The sequence below is a fragment of the Microbacterium sp. dk485 genome, from assembly GCF_004570445.1.
In the GTDB taxonomy this organism is placed as follows: Bacteria; Actinomycetota; Actinomycetes; order Actinomycetales; family Microbacteriaceae; genus Microbacterium; species Microbacterium wangchenii.
Genome location: NZ_SPQW01000001.1, coordinates 1,774,507 through 1,792,112 on the forward strand (window position 1 = coordinate 1,774,507; position 17,606 = coordinate 1,792,112).

The following is a 17,606-nucleotide window of genomic DNA, read 5'->3' on the forward strand; positions in this document are numbered from 1 at the left end:
CGCAGCGGTGGGCGGTCCCCTTGCGCCCACCCGCATCTGGCGAAGCTCCTGGTCGGATTTCCACCTCTTCGGGGAGGAGGAGGCCGATGAATCTCTTCGTGCGGTCGAGGCCTACACCGAATCGGAAATGAGCCGGATAGCTGCGGCGGGGTTCACCGCCATTTGGGTTCACGTCCGCCTCGACCGTGTCGTCGGCACCGAGGCGTTCCCTGAGTTCGGCGGCGCCGCCGCCCGGCACCTCGATGCCATCGATCTGCTCATCCAGAGGGCGGCCCGATTCGACCTGGAGGTGTTCGGCTACGCGCAGCCGCCGCGGGGTGTGCTCGCCGACGACCCGTTCTGGGATGACAACGGCGATGTGATGGGCGCGCCCGCGATCTTCGGCGCCCCGCCCTACGACGATCGCCTCTTCCGATCCCTGTGCACGTCGACGCCGCGCGTGCAGCGATTCCTCCACGATGCGTCCCGCAACCTGTTCGAGAGAGTCCCCGATCTCGCCGGCCTGATCCTCATCACCGCGTCGGAGGCGCCGTCGCACTGCTACGCGCGCTATCACTTCCGGACGGACGCTGCCCAGGCCTCAGACGATCCGTGGGCATTCGGCCCGGGAAGGTCCCTTCCCTGCCCCCGCTGCGGGGTTCGGAGTCCGGCCGAAGTGATCGGTGAGATCGTGACCCTCGTCACCGCCGGAGCCCAGGAGGCCCGCGCCGACGCGCGCATCATCGTCTGGAACTGGTCGTGGTCGTTTCTCGAGCCTGACCCGAGCGCGGGGATCGTGGCTGCGCTCCCCGACGGCGTGGAGGTGATGGCAGATTTCGAGCGCGGCGGAACGCGGATGCTGCGCGGCGTGGTTCGCGAGGTCGATGAGTATTCTCTGAGCTACCCCGGCCCCTCGTCCCGCTTCTCCTCGACTGTCGAACTCGCTCGCGATCGGGGCCTGCCGACGTTGGCCAAATTGCAGCTGTCCACGACGCACGAGCTGGCGACGGTGCCCAGCCTCCCCGTGCTCGGGAACATCTACGCCAAGGCCGAGGCATTCGCGCGGTCCGGCAGCGTCGGGTTCATGGGCTGCTGGAACATGGGCAACGCCTTGTCGCTCAACGCGGTGGCCTTCAACTTCTTTCTTAATGAAGGCCCCTTCGACTCGGCCGACGCCGCGCTGAAGCGACTGGCGATGATCTACCTTCCCGGTGCTGATCCTGCGCGCGTCGTCGAGGCGTGGTCAACGCTCGGGGAGGCGCTCAACGAGTACCCGTTCTCGATGAGCTTCCTGTACTTCTCGCCGGCGAACTACGCGCTCGTTCTTCCCCTGCGTCCGACGCCCGTCTCGCCTGCTCCGGTCGGCGCGTCGTGGATCGATCAGCCCCGCGGGGATGATCTATCCGCCTCCCTTGCCGAACTCCCCCTCGAGGTCGTCATCCGTCAGCTCACGGCGCTGAGCGCGCAATGGCGGATCGGCGCGGAGCAGTTGGAGCGCGCGCTCGCGGATGTGGAGCCCGCCGCGACGACTCGTGCGGAGGAGGAGGTCGCCAGTGCCTGGGTGGCGTGGGCGAGCTTTTCGAGCACCAGGAACCACTATCGGCTCTTCGCCCTCAAGCGCCGTTGGCACGACGGCCCTCTTGATCGTGACGCCTACGCACGCATCGTGCGCGATGAACTACGTGCGCTCGAGGTGGCGCTGCCGTGGCTTGGCGGGAAGGAGATGGGCTGGCACGCCGAAGCGCAGTCGAGGATGTTCGATCGGCGTCGCGTGGAGGAGAAGATCGCAGACCTGCGCGGGCAGCTCGAGGCGATGCCGCCGCCGGGGCGTGACATCGAAAGTGCGCCGCCTCCGGTGAGCGAATGGTGACGCACATGCGTGCGGCACTGTCTCCTGTCCCCGTGCGAGTGCGGGTGCACGATGCCGAACCCTTCCCCCTCACGACCCAGACGACGATCTCCGGCGAGGCGGCCGCGGCGGGCACGCTCAGGTCGCTCCTCCAGGCGCGCACCGGGCGGCAGCCGGCGCTGGTGGCGAGCGGTGCGATCCGGCTGCATATCGAGGGCGGGGGTACGCCGGAGTCCTACCGGCTGGTCGTGGGCTCAGCGGGAATTTCTGTCATAGGCCATGATGCGGCCGGCCTCTTCTACGGTGTACAGACGCTCGGTCAGCTGGTCGAGTCCGCCCCGGGCGGCTGGCGGGTCCCGGCGGTGGAGATCGACGACTTCCCGCGTTTCGCGTATCGCGGGGTGATGCTCGATGTCGCCCGCCACTTCTTCGACGTGCAGACCGTGACAGCGGTCATCGACCGCGCGGCGAGCCTCAAACTCAATCACCTGCATCTGCACCTCACTGACGACCAGGGCTGGCGTCTCGCCGTCGAATCCTGGCCGAAGCTCACCGAACAGGGCTCCGCGAGCGCCGTCCGTGGTGACCGCGGTGGTTACTACTCCAAGGAGGACTACCGGCGCATCGTCGAGTACGCAGCTGAGCGTCACATGACGGTCGTTCCGGAGATCGACATGCCGGGACACACCCATGCGATCGGCCTGGCCTACCCGGAGCTGGTGCAGGACCCAGCCCTGTCGCCGGGGATGGCGGCGGAGATCGCACAGGGGCGGCAGCCGTCGCCGCGTAAAGGGGTGGGGTACCAGGGCACGGCGGTCGGCTTCTCCTCGCTCAGGATCCACGACCCGCGGACCTACGAGTTCCTCCACGCGGTCCTCGCCGAGGTGGCCGAGGGGACTCCGGGTCCGTTCCTCCACATCGGCGGGGACGAGGCGCTCAGCACCGACGCCGGGGACTTCGCCGCATTCATGCAGCGGGCCAGTGCCATCGCCTCGAGCCACGGGAAAGTCGTGGTGGCGTGGCACGAGGCCGGCGCCGTCCCCGGGCTCGTGGCCGGTGCGGTGGGCCAGTACTGGGGGTCGGTGAACCCCGCGGATGGTGCGGACCGAAAGGCACTGGCCTTCGTCGAGCGCGGCGGCCGTGTCATCCTCTCACCGTCGGACGCCGTTTATCTCGACATGAAGTACGACGCTGATACCCCGATCGGCCTCGATTGGGCAAACGGCCCGACGAGCGTGCGCCGCTCATACGAGTGGGAGCCGTCGGACGTGATCCGCGGTCTCCCCGAGGAAGCGATCCTCGGAGTTGAGGCGCCGTTGTGGACGGAGACCGTGAGCTCATTGGCAGATATCGACCACATGATGTTTCCTCGTGTCGCGTCGGCAGCCGAAGCTGCGTGGTCGCCCGCGACGATCGAGAACGAGTGGCGCACATGGGGGTCGTTCCGTCAGCGCATAGCCGGTCTCGGCCCGCTCTGGAAATCAATGGGAATCGGATTCTTCCGGTCCCCCGAGGTCCCATGGGCGGACAGCGATCGCGCGTCAGCGCCTCCTGCGGGACTGTAGGCGCGGGTCTCCCTCGCGCCGCGAGCGGGGCGGGCGGTCCGCCGCGCGGCGACGCGCGAGGGAGGCGCCGAGGTTGCCGTGCACAACTGCGGAGATCGTCGGGGACACGCCGGGGATGGGCCATGTAGCGCGGCGTGTCACCGTGCGGATCCGCCGTTGTGCAGGGTGAAAGGGTGGGCGGGGTCGGCAGCGCCAGTGGCCGCACTGGGCTGGCGGTCCGGGCGTCAGCGGATGTAGCCGCCGCGGTCGACCAGGTGAGTCGGCAGCAGGAAATGCGACGGATGGGAGTCGTCGCCGTCGATGCGGGCGAACAGCATCTCGGCCGCCACGGTTCCGAGGTGCGCGGTGTCGTAGTCCACGATGCGGATGCGGCGGGGGAGCACCTGCGCGAGCTCGAAGTCGTCGAAGCCGGTGACCGCGACGTCGGCATCGCGGGGGAGGATCGCCTCCAGCGCCCCGATGGTCGACCGGTTGTTGGCGCAGAACACCGCGGTGGGCGGATGCTCCGCCTCGAGCAGGCGTTCCATGGCGTCCCGGGCTGTGGCCGGGGTGTGCAGGTCCGACACGAGCAACGCCGGGTCGGGCGTGCGGCCCGCCTCGGCGAAGGCGTCGAGGAACCCCTGCCGGCGCTCGGTCATCGTGAAGATGGAGGGGGAGTCGAACAGCAGCGCGATGCGTTCGTGCCCGTCGCGGAGCAGCTCGGCCGCGGCCGCGTGTGCGCCGCCGCGGTTGTCGATCAGCACGGCGTCGCCGTCCAGCCCGCCGCCGGGGCGGTCGAGGAACACCACTGGCGTGCCGGCGGCCACCTCTCCGCCGAGGTAGGACTGGTCATCGCCGGCAGGGACGAGGATGAGACCGCCCACGCGTCGCTGACACAGATCCAGCGCCAGCGTGCGCTCGGAGCGCGCATCCTCCTCGCTGGAGGCCATGATCACCTGCATCCCGCGGCCGATCGCCACCGTCGACACGGCGGCGGCGATGGTCATGTAGAAGGTGTTCGACAGGTCGGCGGCGAGGAACCCGATGGTGTCGCGGCTGCCCGAGCGCAGGCTGGCGGCGAGGGCGTTGCGGTGGAAGCCGAGCCGGGCGATCGACGCGTTCACCCGCTCGATGAGGGCCGCGTCGACGTTGGGCTGGCCGTTGATGACACGGGAGACGGTCTTCAGGCTGACGCCGGCGTCGGCGGCGACATCCACCATGGTGGGGCGGCCGCTCTTGCGCATCCGGTGCCTTCCTGCGTCGTGGTCGCGTCGATCCTACGGATGCTGCGCGCCGCTGCCGCGGATCACCGCTCCAGAGGAACCAGGGTGGCCTGCTCGTGCGACGCGATCGCCGCGGAGAAGATGCGGTGAGTGAGCGCGGCCTCCTCGGGCCGGACCGTCCCAAAACGCTCGCCCAGCTCGCCGGCGAACTCCGCGAGGAAGGCGGCCCACATCTGCAGGATCGAGTCGGAGAAACCGGTTTCGAAGTTCGCTCCCGTGACGGTGGGCCACACGGCCTGGCTGCCCGCGTCGATGCGTTGCCAGCTCTGCTCCCGGCCGACGCCCGGAACATCGACGACGGCGAACACCTCGACCGACTTCGGGTTCTTCGTGCTGAAGCGCACCCCGCCGTCCATGCCGATGGCCTCGAACTCCCACGTGTTCTTCTCACCCGGCGCGATGCGCTTCGTTTCGGTGGTCAGCACGAAGGGCGCACCGTCGTGGGTGGTCCAGCTGTGGATGACGGCGTTGTCCCACGTGTCGCATGGCACGGGCGTCCCGTCGGGGCCGGGGCGCTCGGTGACGATGTCCTGCAGGACGCCCACGAGCCGCTCGGGCACCCAGCCCAGGCGCAGCGGGACGTGCCACGTGTGCATCCCGAGGTCGTTCATGACGCCCGCCTCGCCGCAGAACTGCTTCTGCCGCTTCCAGTTCAGCGGCTTCGCGGTGTCGAGGTCGCTGGCGTGCAGGAACGTGCACTTCGCCTCGATGACGCGGCCCAGGGCTCCGCTGCGGACGTAGTCCACGGCCCACTGCGCGCCCGGGAAGAACGGCATCTCGCTGGAGACCCGCACGAACGAGGCAGGGGCTTCGTCGATCGCGCGGAGCACCGCATCCGCTGCCGCCCCGTCGATGCCGAACGGCTTCTCGGCCAGCAGCGCCTTGCCCGCGCGGATGGTGTCGACGTACAGCTGCTCGTGCAGATCGTGCCGCACCGCGATGTAGACGACGTCGACGTCGGGGTCGGCGAGGAGCTCGTGGTAGTCGGTGGTCTTCAGCCGCACGGTGTCGATCCGGTCGAACCATTCCATGGCGGCGGGGTTGATGTCGCACACCGCGACCAGCTGAGGATCGACGGGGTGGTCGATGAGCGCGGGCCAGCGACGCAGGGCGGCCGCGATCTCGCGCCCCATGAGGCCGGCGCCCACGATGCCGACGTTCACGCGCCGCGGCGCGGTCATCGCTCGCCACCGATCAGCGCGAGGGCGTCGTCGACGGTGGCGTCGTCGTGGACGACGGCCATGAGGGCCGCCGTGATGCCGGCGGGGTCCGGATGCTGGATGACGTTGCGCCCGTAGACGATGCCGCGTGCGCCCTGGGCGAGGACCGCCTGGGTGCGCTCGAGGAGCGTGCGGTCGTCGACGCGTCCGCCTCCGCGCACGAGCACGGGGGTGCCGGCGGCGGCCTGCACGACGAGGTGGTAGCCGTCGATGTCGTCGGTCGGATCGGCCTTGATGAGGTCGGCGCCCAGTTCGCGGGCCTGACGCACCAGCGTGACGATCTTGCGGGTGTCACCGTCGACCATGTAGCCGCCCTTGTCGGAGTTGGTCTGCATCACGAGGGGCTCGATCATGAGCGGCATCCCGTAGCGCTCGGCGTCGGTGCGCAGCGCCAGGATCGAGCGGATGCACTGCTCGCGGACCTCGGGGTGACCGGGCAGGTCGAGCAGGTTCACACAGACGGCGACCGCGTCCAGCCGCACCGCGACCTCGATCGCATCGGGCACGTGGACGCTGTGCAGCGGCGACTCGAGCGGACTGTTGTAGACGTTCGCGATGTCGGTGCGCAGCACGAGTCCGGGCTTCTGCTTCCCCGGCACGGACTGCAGCAGCGGGGCCTGGCCCAGGGTCAGCTGGATCGCGTCGGGGCCGGCGTCGACGAGCGTCGCGACCGTGGCGGGCATGTCTTCGATCCCGGCGAGGAATCCGTGCTCGTGGAACGCGCCGTGATCCACCGCGACATCCAGCGCGCGGCCCGATCGCGGGTTGAAGAGTCGGTTGAGGCGGTACTTCGTCATGGGAGTGCACTCTCCGATGGCTGGCGGCGGGGCCGCACCGATGCGGCGGCTCTCACAGTATGAGCAGGCCGAGACAACGTTGTCAATACGGTGGTTTCGCGCCTGTCCCGGCTTCCGGCCGCGCCCGGACTCCGCAAATCCGCGGGCCGTACGGTTGCCGACCCGCGTGATTCCGGGGTGCGGCCGCGCCCCGCGTGCCGTTCTTGCGGAGTTCGGGCGAGGCGGGCGCGGGCGGCCTGCGGGAGCGGCGGAGGGGCGGACGGCCTGCGGGAGCGGCGGAGGGTGACCAGACCGCCACCGGATGGGCGGCGCGCCCGAACTCCTCAAATCCGCGAGCCGCACGGTTGCGGACCCGCGTGATTCCGGGGTTCGGCGACACCGCACGTGCGGCGTTTGCGGAGTTCGGGCGCGGCGGGCTCGGGCGGCGGCGGGGTGGCGGGCTCGGATGGCGGCGGGCGCGGCGGGCGCGGGCGGCGGCGAGGTGGCGGGCTCGGATGGCGGCGAGGTGGCGGCCGCGGGCGGCGGCGAGGCGGCACCCGCGGGCGGCGGGGCGGCCGAGCCGGGATCCGGTCGCCCAGTGCCCGAACTCCTCAAGATCGCACCTCGGACAGTCGCGGCTTCGCGTGATTCCGGGGATCCGTCGGACCCCGCGCGCCATTCTTGAGGAGTTCGGGCGAGCCGCACGGGCCGCCCGGCGCGCCCGCCCCCGTCCGGCACGGCTCAGGGCAGCGACGCGTGGCGGCGGGGCTGCTACCGTGGCGCTTCGACGGAGGGGAAGACATGGCGACGGAGCTGTTCGGCAGGCCTATCGAGCACGCGCGCGAACGCCGCGGCTCGCTCGCGCAGACGGCGGCGGTCGAGTCCTCGATCATGACCGACGGCCCGTCGGCGGGGATGCGGCGCATCCGGATGACCGCGGGCGACGTCGACCTCGAGCTCCTGCCCGACCGCGGCCTCGACCTCGGGCAGGTGCGCGTGGGCGGGGTGCCGCTGGCGTGGCTCTCGCCGACCGGATTCCCCCGCGCCGGCGTCCACGACGCCGACGGAAGCGGGTTCACGCGCGCGTTCGGCGGTGGGCTCCTCACCACGTGCGGCCTGCAGAACGTGGGCCCCGCCGCGGAAGACGGCGGGGAGCAGCATCCCATGCACGGGCGGTACACGTCGCTGCCGGCGACGGTCGTGCGCACGGAGGCCGCCGGCGACGAGGTCGTAGTCGAGGCCGTCGTGCGCGAAGCCGCCGTCTTCGGCGTCGACCTCGAGCTGCGCCGGCGCGTGACGCTCGTCACGGGGGAGCGCATCATCCGGGTGGAGGACGTCCTGACCAACCGGGGCGCGGATGCTGTCGAGCCTATGGTCCTCTATCACCTGAACTTCGGCTGGCCGCTCGTGGACGAGGGCACGCGGCTGCGCACTCCGGCCACGGCGGTGCGCCCCCGGGATGAGCAGGCCGCCGTCGGCGCGGACACGTGGGACACCTTCCCCGCTCCGTCCCACCCCTATCCCGAGCAGGTGTTCGCCCACGAACTGCCGGCGGATGAGTGCGTCGCCGTCGAGGTGGTCAACCCGCGGGGGCTCAGCGTCGCGGTGCGCTTCGACACGGCGCAGCTTCCCGGACTGTTCCAGTGGCGCGTGGCCCAGCCGGGGCAGTTCGTGCTCGGGGTGGAGCCGGCTCTCGTGCCGACGATCCTGGGCCGCGCCGCAGCCCGGGAGCAGGGCCTCCTGCGGCCGCTCGCGCCCGGCGCCGCGCTCACGCTCGGTGTGGAGATCGAGGCGAGCGGTTCGCTGTCCTAACGCGCGTCACGTGAGCGCGATCGCCGCCCCCCGCGGCCCGCGCTCGGACAGCAGAGCGCGCGCGGCGAGGTAGGCCTCGCGCAGCCGCGGATCATCCACGCCGAGGGTCGGCACGTGCGTGAGGAACGCGCCCGGGTCGGTCTCATCGGCCACCGCGGCCGCCTCGAGCAGGGGCAACCGGATGTCGTGCGTGATGAGGCGCTGCCGCTCATCCTCGGCGCCACGGGCGAGGCAGGCCTGCCACGCGGCCAGGACGAGGGCGCATCGTGCGAGGGAGCCGCCGGCGGCGAGCCGGTCTTCGATCACGGGCACGAGGAACTTCGGGATGCGGTCGGATCCGTCCACGACCTGGCGGGCGAGGGTGTCCTGGATGGCGCGGTTGGAGAACCGCGCGAGCAGCTGGGCACGGTAGGCGGCCAGGTCGATGCCGGGCACGGGATCGAGGGTGGGCTCGGCCTCCTCCCGCATGTACGCGCCGAGGAAGGCGGCGAAGTCGGGGTCGTCCACGACGTCGTGGACGTACGTGAAGCCGGCGAGCAGTCCCAGGTACGACATCGCCTGATGGGAGGCGTTCAGCAGGCGCAGCTTCATCTTCTCGTACGGGGCGACGTCGGCGACGAACTGCACGCCGACCGTCTCGAGCGCGGGGCGCCCGGCCGGGAAACGGTCTTCGATCACCCACTGCGCGAACTCCTCGGCGCACACCGGCCACGCATCGCGCAGCCCCGTGATCTCCTCGACGGCGTCGATGTCTGCAGACGTGGTGGCCGGTGTGATGCGGTCGACCATCGAGTTGGGGAACGCCACCTCCGTCGCGATCCAGTCCGCCAGGTCGGGGGCGCCCGCGCGCGCGAAGCCGACGAGCGCCTCCCGAGCGACCGCGCCGTTGCCCTGGATGTTGTCGCAGGAGAGCACGGTGAACGGCGGGATGCCGCGTTCCCGGCGCCGCGCGAGACCGGCGACGAGGAACCCCCACACGGTGGTCGGGACGGCGCCGGCGACCGCGTCGGATCGCGCGCCGGCGCGGTCCAGGTCGAATCTGCCGGTGACGTCGTCCACGCCGTAGCCGGCCTCGGTGACCGTCAGCGACACGATCCGCACCTCCGGCGAAGCCAGCTTCTCGATGACGGCTTCGGGACTGTCGGGGGCGTAGAGGTACTCGGCGACCGAGCCGATCACGCGCGGGTCGGTCGCACCGTCGGGGCTGCGGGTGACGAGGGTGTACAGGCGATCCTGCGTCGCGAGCACGTCGCGCATGCGGGCGTCGCCGGGCATCAGCCCCACACCGCACACGCCCCATCCGCGCTCGCCGCCGGCGCTGAGGGCGCGATCGAGGTACATCGCGAGGTGTGCGCGGCTGAAGCCGCCTAGACCGAAGTGCACGACTCCGGATAGAGTCTCGTCCCGATCGTACGGTGGGATGACAACGTTGTCGTTTACGTTGCTCAACGTCGAGCTGTTCAGGTCGGTCACGGCCAGAGTCTAACGAAAGGACACATACGCAATGGGAGACTTCGAAGGTCGTACCGTTCTGGTCACGGGGGCGGCGGGCGGCATCGGCGGCGCCACCGTGCGGCACCTCGTCGCGCGCGGAGCGGACGTCATCGCCGCGGGCCGCACCGAGGAATCGCTCGAGGCGATCGCACAGGAGACGGGCGCCCGCCCCCTCGCGTTCGACCTCGAGTCGGAGGATTCCGTCCGTGGCGCCATCGAGGGCCTGGACCTGTGGGGCGTGGTCAACTGCGCCGGTTTCGGGGGCGAGATCGCAACCCCGCAGGACACCGACATCGCCGTCTTCGACAAGGTCATCGCGGTGAACACGCGCGGGGCGCTGCTGGTGATCAAGTACGCCGCGCGCGAGATGATCCGGCTGGATCGCGGCGGCGCGATCGTGAACGTGTCCAGCCAGGCGGGCCTGGTCGCCCTCACCGGACACATCTCGTACGGCTCCTCCAAGGCGGCGCTGGACAACATCACCCGGGTCTCGGCACTCGAACTCGGGCGCTACGGCATCCGGGTCAACAGCGTGAACCCGACCGTCGTGATGACGCCGATGTCGGAGTGGTACTGGGGCCGCGAGGACGTGGGCGGACCCTTCCTGGAGCAGATGCCGCTCGGACGCTGGGCCACCGAGGACGACATCGCCGGCCCCATCGTGTTCCTGCTCAGCGACGAGGCGAGCATGATCAGCGCCGTGTCCCTGCCCATCGACGGCGGCTACACCGCCCGCTGACCCGCGCGGCCGCCGCCAAGCCGCCGCCACCGAGAGTGCATCACCTCGGCGAGAGTGCATCGGGTCCGGTGCACTCTCGCCGGGTTGATGCACTTTCGCGACTGGGGCCGGTGTGAGCGCCGGCGACGCGAGGCGGAAGGAGCGGATCAGGGGCGGATGCGGAGGCGGAACGCGGAGCCGTCGGCGACGAACTCGAGCTGGTCGAGGCGGTCGACGACCACGTCGGCCTCGGCGAGCTCGTCTGCCTCGTGCGTGCCGGTGATCGCCACCACGGCGCATCCCGCCGCCCGGGCCGCCGCGATGCCGGCGGGGGCGTCCTCGAACACGACGCAGTCGCCGGGCTCCACGCCCAGCCGGGCCGCGGCGAGGACGAACGGCTCGGGATCGGGCTTGCCCCGCGTGACGTCGTCGAAGGTCACCACGACGTCGGGGCGCGGCAGGCCGGCCGCCTGCAGGCGGTTGCCCGCGATCAGCCTCGTGCCGCTCGTGACGATCGCGCGGCGCGGTGCTGACGCGAAGAAGTCGGCCGAGCCGGGGATGGGCGCCACGTCCGAGACCTCTGCGGCCTCGATCTCGGAGATGCGCGCGAGCGCGACCTCCGCGCGGTCGGCGGGGAACATGCGGGCGATGAGCTGTGCCGCGGGCTGCCCGTGACCGGAGGCGAGCACATCCAGACCGATGCCGTATTCGCTGGCGAGCAGCATCCACGAGCGCAGCACCGCCGGGGTGGAGTCGATGAGAGTGCCGTCCAGGTCGAACAGCGCGGCGTCGAAGCGCCGCGACCACAGCGGGGACTCCGCCGGGATCTCGCGGTGGCGCCCGAGCGCGCGCAGCACGCGCGTCACCTGCTGCGAGGTGGACAGTGCGGCGTCGATGCGCACGTGCGGAACGGTCGGCGCCTCGGCGGGCGGATCCACCGCGTGCGCGTCGCGGTCGGCGTCGCGCTGCGCGCGCCGCGCCGCGAGCGTCTCGGGCGTGCCGGTCAGCCACACCACGACCGGCTCCTGCCCGCAGGCCTCCGCGAGCCGGTTCCATTCCTCGCCGCCGGCGAGCTCTGCGGTGAAGGGGGCGACCGCGACGGCCCCCACGCCGGCCCGGCGCTGGTCGGCGAGGGCCTCCCGCAGGACGCGGTAGCGGGCAGGGCGCACCGTTGCCCGCAGGGCTCCGTCGTTCCAGTGCGTGCCACCCCGCAGGGGAGTGACGAGGTCTTCGAGAAGGGGGTTGGTGAGCGTGTCGAGGTCGAGCAGCGGCAGGCGCAGGTGTGCGGCCAGCGCGCGGCCGAGGGTGGACTTGCCGGCACCGGGTGCACCGGTGACTGCCAGAAAGATCATCAGGCCCCACTTTCCGCCAAGACTTGACAACGTTGTCGGAAGAGGCCCACTATAGCGACCAGCGACCCGGGCTTCCCGGGGTTTCGAAATGACAACGATGTCGGAGTGAAATGGCGCACGACGAGGATGCGGAAGCGGGGGCGACAGCCCTCCCGCGCGGCGCGCACCCGCGTGCACGCATCACCGATGTCGCCGAGCGGGCTCGGGTCAGCATCAAGACGGTTTCCCGCGTCGTGAACGACGAGCCGGGCGTCCGCGAGGAGACCCGCACGCGCGTACGCGCCGCGATCGACGACCTCGGCTTCGTGCCCAACACGACCGCCCGCTCGCTCAAGACCGGGGGACAGGACGCCATCGGCGTCGTCATCGACGCGATCTCCGACCCGTTCTTCGCCGACCTCGTCAGCGTGCTGGAAGAGCTCGCCGCCGAGCACGGCATGAGCCTGCTGTTCGCCAGCACCGGGTTCGACGCCGACCGGGAGCGCGGAGACCTCCAGCGCCTCGCCGGACATCAGTTGCGCGGGCTCATCATCGCCCCCGTGGGCGTGAGTGCGGAGGAGCTGCAGGTGCTGCGGCGACGATTCCCCATCGTCAGCGTCGACCGTGTGCGCGAGGGCATCGACTCCGTGATCGTCGACGATTTCGGCGCCGCCCGCGACGCCGCGCGCCACCTCGTCGAGCAGGGCCACCGCCGCATCGGGTTCATCGGCGACGACCCGGCCTATCCCACCAACAGCGCCCGGCTGGCCGGCTTCCGTGCCGCCCTCGACGAGGCCGGCATCCCCGTCGACGAGTCGCTCATCGTCGGTCACCCGCGTACCCGTTCCGCGATGGCGGACGTTTCGGCGGCGCTGCTGGCTCGTCCGGATGCGCCCACCGCGGTCCTGTGCGCGACCTCCCGTGCCGCCATCGCCACGATGGACGCCATCCGCGCCGCCGGCACGCAAGGGCTCGCGCTCATCTCCTTCGGCGACTTCGAGCTCGCCGACCTGTTCACGCCCGCCATCACGGTCGTGGACCACGTCCCCCGTCCGATCGCGACGGCCGCCTTCCAGCGGCTGCTCGAACTGTTCGACGACCCCGCCTCGGAACCGCAGCGGATCGTCCTGCCCACCTCCCTCATCCAGCGCGGATCGGGCGAACTGCCCCCGCGTGCCATGGGGGCCTCGACCCTCCTCGGAGCCGAATCATGAAGCCTCTCCTCCTCCCGCCGAACCCCGTGCAGCACTTCTACCTCGGCGGCGACCGCATCGCGGCGCTGCGGGGCATCGTGCCCGAGACGGACCGTCAGCCCGAGGAGTGGCTCGGGGCGACCGTCGCGCGCTTCGGCGACGCCGAGACCGGGCTCGCCGTGACCGAGGGCGGCGCCTTCCTGCGCGACGTCGTCGCGGGCGACCGCCCCGCGTGGATCGGCTCGACCGAGGGCCGCGACGCCGCGGACGTGGGGATCCTCGTGAAGCTGCTCGACGCGCGCCAGCGCCTCCCCGTCCACGTGCACCCCGAGCGCAGCTTCGCCGCGGCCCACCTGGACTGCCCCTACGGCAAGACCGAGGCGTGGTACGTGCTGGACACCGAGCCCGGCTGCGCCGTGTACGTCGGGTGGAAGGAAGCCGTCGACCGCGACGAACTCGACCGCCGCCGCGACGCCCAGGACAGCGAATGGATGCTGGACCACCTCAACCGTGTCGAGGTGCGCGAAGGCATGGGAGTCCTCGTGCCCGCCGGCACCGCCCACGCCATCGACGGCGGCATCTTCGTGGCGGAGGTGCAGGAGCCCACCGACTTCTCCATCCTTCTGGAGTGGTCGGTGACGACCTCCACGCGGGAGGAGTCGCACCTGGATCTCGGGTTCGACGCGGTCATGCCCGCGGTGTCCACCGCAGCGCTCGCACCCGACGCGCTCGCCGCGCTCATCTGCACCGAGGGCGAGCGGCAGGGCCGCGGCATCCGCAGCGTGCTGCCTGCCGCCGCCGACCCGTACTTCCGCCTCGCGGTCGCGTCGGGGCCGGATGCGGTGGAGGCGGGCTTCGCGGTGATCCTCGTCACCGACGGCGCCGGAGCGGTCGTCTCCGACGAGGGCGCCGTCCCCGTCGAGTCGGGGCAGGCGTTCGCGGTGCCGCACTCCTTCGGGGCCTGGCGCATCGACGGCGACGCGTCCCTACTGGTGGCGCGCCCGGGGGCGGGGTGGCCGGCGACGCTGGCCACCGGGGAGCTGCGGTGAACGAATACGTCGTCGGCGTCGACCTGGGGTCCACGAGCATCAAGCTGCTCGTGGCCACCCCGCACGGGCGCGAGGTGCTCGTGGTCAGCCGCCGGTCGCCGTGGATCAACCTCGATCACGGCCGGGCCGAGATGCCGGCCGAGCGTGCGCTGAGCGTCGTCCGCGAGCTGGCGCACGAGGCCGACGCCGCCCTCTCCCGCGACGGCGCCTACCGCGTCGCGGCGCTGGGGGTCTCCGGCATGGCGGAGGCGGGAGTGCTGCTGGATGGCGCCGACCGCCCGGCCGCGCCGATCATGGCGTGGTTCGATCCGCGTGGCGGCGCGCAGATCCTGCAGACGCCGGCGGAGTTCCGTGCCGAATTCCCCGGCCGCACGGGCCTGCCGGTGGGGCCGCTCGCCACGATCTCGAAGCTCCTGTACCTGCGCGACCAGGGCATCGACCTGCGCGCGCGCACTTTCCTCAACGTCCCCGAGTACATCGTCCGCTCCCTCGGCGGCCCGCGCGTGGCCGAGTACTCCCTCGTCTCGCGCACGGGCATGATCGACCAGGACGGCAGCGTCCCGTGGGAGGCCGCGCTGGACGTGCTCGGGGTGGGCCCGGGGGTTCTCGCCGAACGCGTGGGCGCGGGCATGCCGGTCGGCCTGCTCGCCGACGACGGGATGCCGCGGGCGTTCCAGGCCGCCGCGCTCACGATCGCCGGCCACGACCATCTCGTCTCGGCCGTCGCTGCCGGGGCGACCGCCAGCGACGAGCTGTACGACTCGATGGGCACGGCCGAGGCGCTCGTCCGCGTCATCGACGCCGCGCTGCCCTTCGACGCCCGCGAGCGCCTGGCCCACGCCGGCATCAACACCGTGCGGCACGTGCTGCCGGGCAAGTACGTGCTGCTGGCGGGGACGAAGTCGGGCCTGCTCATGCGACGCGTGCTGCAGCTCATCGGGGTCACGGACGAACGCGGCCGCCTCGACCTGGATGCGCGCGTGATGCAGCTGCCCGTCCGCGGAGCGCTCGCCGACGGCGGCCTCGAGGTCACCGGCGCGCGCAACGACGACGGCGTGCTGAAGCTCGTCGCCAACAGCGACGGGCTCTCCCCCGAGGAGCTGTTCATCGCCGCGCTGCTGCACGGCAACGACATGTGCGCCGAGCTCATGGAGGTCATGGACCGCGAGGTCCCCGCCCCCACCTCGACCCTGCTCACCGGCGGCTGGTCGAAGATGCCCAGCGTCGTGCGCGCCCGCAGCCTCGTTCTCCCCGACGTCTCGCTCACGGCGCACGACGAGGGCACGGCCTACGGCGCCGCCCTGTTCGCCGCGTTCGCCGCCGATGGCGGATCGGGCGACTTCCCCGACTTCGCCGCCTCCTTCCTCGCCGCGCACTCCGCCTCCGCCACCGAACCGGCCGGGCGACTCGAATGAACGGAGCCACTGTGAACCACCTGCACATCCGCATCCGCATGGAAAGGAGCTGACATGCCCACCCCTGTACTCGAAGCCCGTGGACTGTCCCGCCAGTTCGGCCACGTCCGCGCGCTCAACGAAGCCGATTTCGAGGTGTACCCCGGTGAGGTGACGGCTCTCATCGGCGACAACGGCGCCGGCAAGTCCACTCTCGTCAAGGCGCTGTCGGGCAACCTCGCCGTCGACAGCGGCACGATCAAGTTCGACGGCGAACCCATCGAGCTCACCACGCCGTCGCAGGCCAGCGCCCTGGGCATCGAGACGGTGTACCAGGACCTCGCCCTCGCCCCGCATCTGGATCCCGTGCAGAACATGTATCTGGGTCGCGAGCTGCCACGGGCGGGTCTCGGCGGCGCGCTGGGGTTCATGAAGACGAAGGAGATGCGCGAGGAGTCGCGCGCGGCCTTCGCCGACCTCGGTGCCACCGTCCGCTCGCTCACCTCCCCCGTCGGCGAGATGTCGGGCGGTCAGCGTCAGGCGATCGCCATCGCGCGCGCCGTGCACTGGGCGAACCGCCTCGTGTTCCTCGACGAGCCCACTGCCGCCCTCGGCGTCCGCCAGACCCAGAACGTGCTCGATACGATCCGGCGCGTGCGCGACAAGGGGATCGCCGTCGTCCTGATCAGCCACTCGATGCCGCACGTCATGGAGGTCGCCGACCGCATCCAGGTGCTGCGACTGGGGACCCGCGCCGCGGTTCTCGACGCGAAGGACACGTCGATGGAGGAACTGGTCGGTCTGATGACCGGCGCCATCACGAAGGAGGGGAACCAATGAGCACGTCGAGCCCGCCCACCGAGACCATGGCGATCGGAACCGCCGAACCGAAGGAGGGCTTCCTCAAGCACCTCCTGAAGGCCCAGGCCTTCCAGATCCTCCTGGTGCTGCTGGTGATCGTCGCGATCTTCAGCGCACTCGCCCCCGACACGTTCGCGCAGTGGTCGAACTTCCGGCTCATCATCCAGAACGCCTCCATCCTCGCCGTCCTCGGCATCGGGATGACGTTCGTCATCATCACCGCCGGCATCGACCTGTCGATCGGCTCGGTGCTGGTCTTCTCCGGCGTCGTGTCGGCCATGGTCATGCGCGCCATGGGCGGTCAGGGCTGGGGCGTGGCGATCGTGGGCATCCTCGTCGCGATCGCCTCGGGCGTCGCGTGGGGGCTGTTCAACGGATTCCTCATCGCCAAGGGGAAGATCCCGCCGCTGATCGTCACGCTGGGCTCGCTGGGCATGGCCCTCGGTTTCGCGCAGATCCTCACCGGCGGCGTCGACATCCGGCAGGTGCCCACGGTCCTGACCACCACGATCGGCTACGGCAACGTGTTCGGCACCATCCCGACGATCTCGGTGATCGCGCTGGTCCTCATCATCATCGGCGCGATCGTGCTGCACTACACGCGCTTCGGCCTGCACACCTTCGCCGTGGGATCCAGCGAGGTCGCGGCGCGGCGCGTGGGCGTGAAGGTCGACCGCCAGCTGATCAGCATCTACACGATCTCCGGGGGCCTGGCCGGATTCGCCGGCATCCTCTCGCTGTCGCAGTTCAGCACGACGGCGATCGCCGGCCAGTCGCAGACGAACCTCAACGTCATCGCGGCGGTCGTGATCGGCGGGACGTCGCTGTTCGGCGGCATCGGCACCATCTTCGGCACGGTCGTGGGTCTGTTCATCCCCGCCGTGCTGCAGAACGGGTTCGTCATCACCGGCGTCCAGCCGTTCTGGCAGCAGGTCGCCGTCGGCGCGGTGCTCATCGCCGCCGTGTACGTCGACCAGGCCCGCCGCTCCGCCGCGATGCGGGGCAACACCCAAAGCCTCTGGCGCAGGTTCGTCAGCGGAAGTCGACGCGGGTGACCGCGGCGACTGCACCAACCCACCACACAAGAGAAACGGTTGATCACA

14 protein-coding genes are annotated in these 17,606 nt (G+C 71.0%); 9 read left to right on the forward strand and 5 right to left on the reverse strand.

The window, feature by feature from the left end:
- The first annotated feature begins 127 nt into the window (after positions 1-127).
- Together E4V99_RS08340 and E4V99_RS08345 are read left to right on the forward strand one after the other, a co-directional pair.
- On the forward strand, positions 128-1,849 hold the full coding sequence (locus tag E4V99_RS08340) for a hypothetical protein (protein ID WP_135116920.1): 1,722 nt from the start codon (positions 128-130) through the stop codon (positions 1,847-1,849).
- Positions 1,850-1,854: 5 nt separating this feature from the next.
- Positions 1,855-3,393: a family 20 glycosylhydrolase gene (locus E4V99_RS08345; RefSeq protein WP_135116921.1), complete on the forward strand. Its 1,539-nt coding sequence runs from the start codon at positions 1,855-1,857 to the stop codon at positions 3,391-3,393.
- A gap of 224 nt (positions 3,394-3,617) precedes the next feature.
- On the opposite strand, the gene E4V99_RS08350 is transcribed toward E4V99_RS08345, so the two are convergent.
- The 3 genes from E4V99_RS08350 to E4V99_RS08360 form a co-directional block, all read right to left on the reverse strand.
- Complete coding sequence (locus tag E4V99_RS08350) at positions 3,618-4,616, reverse strand: LacI family DNA-binding transcriptional regulator (RefSeq protein WP_135116923.1); 999 nt, start codon at positions 4,614-4,616, stop codon at positions 3,618-3,620.
- Between the two features lie 62 nt (positions 4,617-4,678).
- On the reverse strand, positions 4,679-5,836 hold the full coding sequence (locus E4V99_RS08355; RefSeq protein WP_135069577.1) for a Gfo/Idh/MocA family oxidoreductase: 1,158 nt from the start codon (positions 5,834-5,836) through the stop codon (positions 4,679-4,681).
- Positions 5,833-6,672 carry an aldolase gene (locus tag E4V99_RS08360; RefSeq protein WP_135069574.1) on the reverse strand — a complete coding sequence of 280 codons (840 nt, stop codon included), beginning with the start codon at positions 6,670-6,672 and terminating at the stop codon, positions 5,833-5,835. The genes E4V99_RS08355 and E4V99_RS08360 overlap by 4 nt, the downstream gene beginning before the upstream one ends.
- A 780-nt stretch (positions 6,673-7,452) precedes the next feature.
- On the opposite strand from E4V99_RS08360, the gene E4V99_RS08370 reads away from it, so the two are divergent.
- On the forward strand, positions 7,453-8,463 hold the full coding sequence (locus E4V99_RS08370) for a DUF4432 family protein (RefSeq protein ID WP_135116925.1): 1,011 nt from the start codon (positions 7,453-7,455) through the stop codon (positions 8,461-8,463).
- A gap of 6 nt (positions 8,464-8,469) precedes the next feature.
- Here E4V99_RS08370 and E4V99_RS08375 read toward each other — a convergent pair whose 3' ends face one another.
- Positions 8,470-9,936, reverse strand: a complete 1,467-nt coding sequence (locus tag E4V99_RS08375) for a mannitol dehydrogenase family protein (RefSeq protein WP_135116927.1) — start codon at positions 9,934-9,936, stop codon at positions 8,470-8,472.
- 31 nt (positions 9,937-9,967) lie between these two features.
- Here E4V99_RS08375 and E4V99_RS08380 point away from each other — a divergent pair, with 31 nt between their 5' ends.
- Positions 9,968-10,696, forward strand: a complete 729-nt coding sequence (locus E4V99_RS08380) for an SDR family oxidoreductase (RefSeq protein WP_135116929.1) — start codon at positions 9,968-9,970, stop codon at positions 10,694-10,696.
- A 146-nt stretch (positions 10,697-10,842) separates the two neighbouring features.
- Here the strand turns inward: E4V99_RS08380 and E4V99_RS08385 are convergent, their stop codons facing one another.
- Positions 10,843-12,027, reverse strand: a complete 1,185-nt coding sequence (locus tag E4V99_RS08385; protein ID WP_135116930.1) for an HAD-IA family hydrolase — start codon at positions 12,025-12,027, stop codon at positions 10,843-10,845.
- A gap of 110 nt (positions 12,028-12,137) precedes the next feature.
- Between E4V99_RS08385 and E4V99_RS08390 the strand changes: the two genes are divergently transcribed.
- The 5 genes from E4V99_RS08390 to E4V99_RS08410 are packed head-to-tail and all read left to right on the forward strand — an operon-like array spanning position 12,138 to position 17,558.
- Entirely contained in the window at positions 12,138-13,220 is a 1,083-nt protein-coding gene (locus E4V99_RS08390; protein ID WP_135069559.1) for a LacI family DNA-binding transcriptional regulator, read from the forward strand.
- Positions 13,217-14,248: a class I mannose-6-phosphate isomerase gene (locus E4V99_RS08395; protein WP_135069556.1), complete on the forward strand. Its 1,032-nt coding sequence runs from the start codon at positions 13,217-13,219 to the stop codon at positions 14,246-14,248. The genes E4V99_RS08390 and E4V99_RS08395 overlap by 4 nt, the downstream gene beginning before the upstream one ends.
- A complete protein-coding gene (locus E4V99_RS08400) occupies positions 14,245-15,663 on the forward strand; it encodes an FGGY family carbohydrate kinase (protein WP_135116931.1) in 1,419 nt (472 codons plus the stop codon). Before E4V99_RS08395 ends, E4V99_RS08400 begins: the two co-directional genes overlap by 4 nt.
- Positions 15,664-15,717: 54 nt before the next feature.
- Complete coding sequence (locus tag E4V99_RS08405) at positions 15,718-16,482, forward strand: ATP-binding cassette domain-containing protein (RefSeq protein WP_135069550.1); 765 nt, start codon at positions 15,718-15,720, stop codon at positions 16,480-16,482.
- Complete coding sequence (locus E4V99_RS08410; RefSeq protein ID WP_135069547.1) at positions 16,479-17,558, forward strand: ABC transporter permease; 1,080 nt, start codon at positions 16,479-16,481, stop codon at positions 17,556-17,558. The genes E4V99_RS08405 and E4V99_RS08410 overlap by 4 nt, the downstream gene beginning before the upstream one ends.
- Positions 17,559-17,606: the final 48 nt, after the last annotated feature.

Coding starts and splice junctions, on each gene's coding strand:
- E4V99_RS08340 (WP_135116920.1), top strand. CDS start 128: ATGAGCCGGATAGCTGCGGCGGGGTTCACCGCCATTTGGGTTCACGTC.
- E4V99_RS08345 (WP_135116921.1), top strand. CDS start 1,855: ATGCGTGCGGCACTGTCTCCTGTCCCCGTGCGAGTGCGGGTGCACGAT.
- E4V99_RS08350 (WP_135116923.1), bottom strand. CDS start 4,616: ATGCGCAAGAGCGGCCGCCCCACCATGGTGGATGTCGCCGCCGACGCC.
- E4V99_RS08355 (WP_135069577.1), bottom strand. CDS start 5,836: ATGACCGCGCCGCGGCGCGTGAACGTCGGCATCGTGGGCGCCGGCCTC.
- E4V99_RS08360 (WP_135069574.1), bottom strand. CDS start 6,672: ATGACGAAGTACCGCCTCAACCGACTCTTCAACCCGCGATCGGGCCGC.
- E4V99_RS08370 (WP_135116925.1), top strand. CDS start 7,453: ATGGCGACGGAGCTGTTCGGCAGGCCTATCGAGCACGCGCGCGAACGC.
- E4V99_RS08380 (WP_135116929.1), top strand. CDS start 9,968: ATGGGAGACTTCGAAGGTCGTACCGTTCTGGTCACGGGGGCGGCGGGC.
- E4V99_RS08385 (WP_135116930.1), bottom strand. CDS start 12,027: ATGATCTTTCTGGCAGTCACCGGTGCACCCGGTGCCGGCAAGTCCACC.
- E4V99_RS08390 (WP_135069559.1), top strand. CDS start 12,138: ATGGCGCACGACGAGGATGCGGAAGCGGGGGCGACAGCCCTCCCGCGC.
- E4V99_RS08395 (WP_135069556.1), top strand. CDS start 13,217: ATGAAGCCTCTCCTCCTCCCGCCGAACCCCGTGCAGCACTTCTACCTC.
- E4V99_RS08405 (WP_135069550.1), top strand. CDS start 15,718: ATGCCCACCCCTGTACTCGAAGCCCGTGGACTGTCCCGCCAGTTCGGC.
- E4V99_RS08410 (WP_135069547.1), top strand. CDS start 16,479: ATGAGCACGTCGAGCCCGCCCACCGAGACCATGGCGATCGGAACCGCC.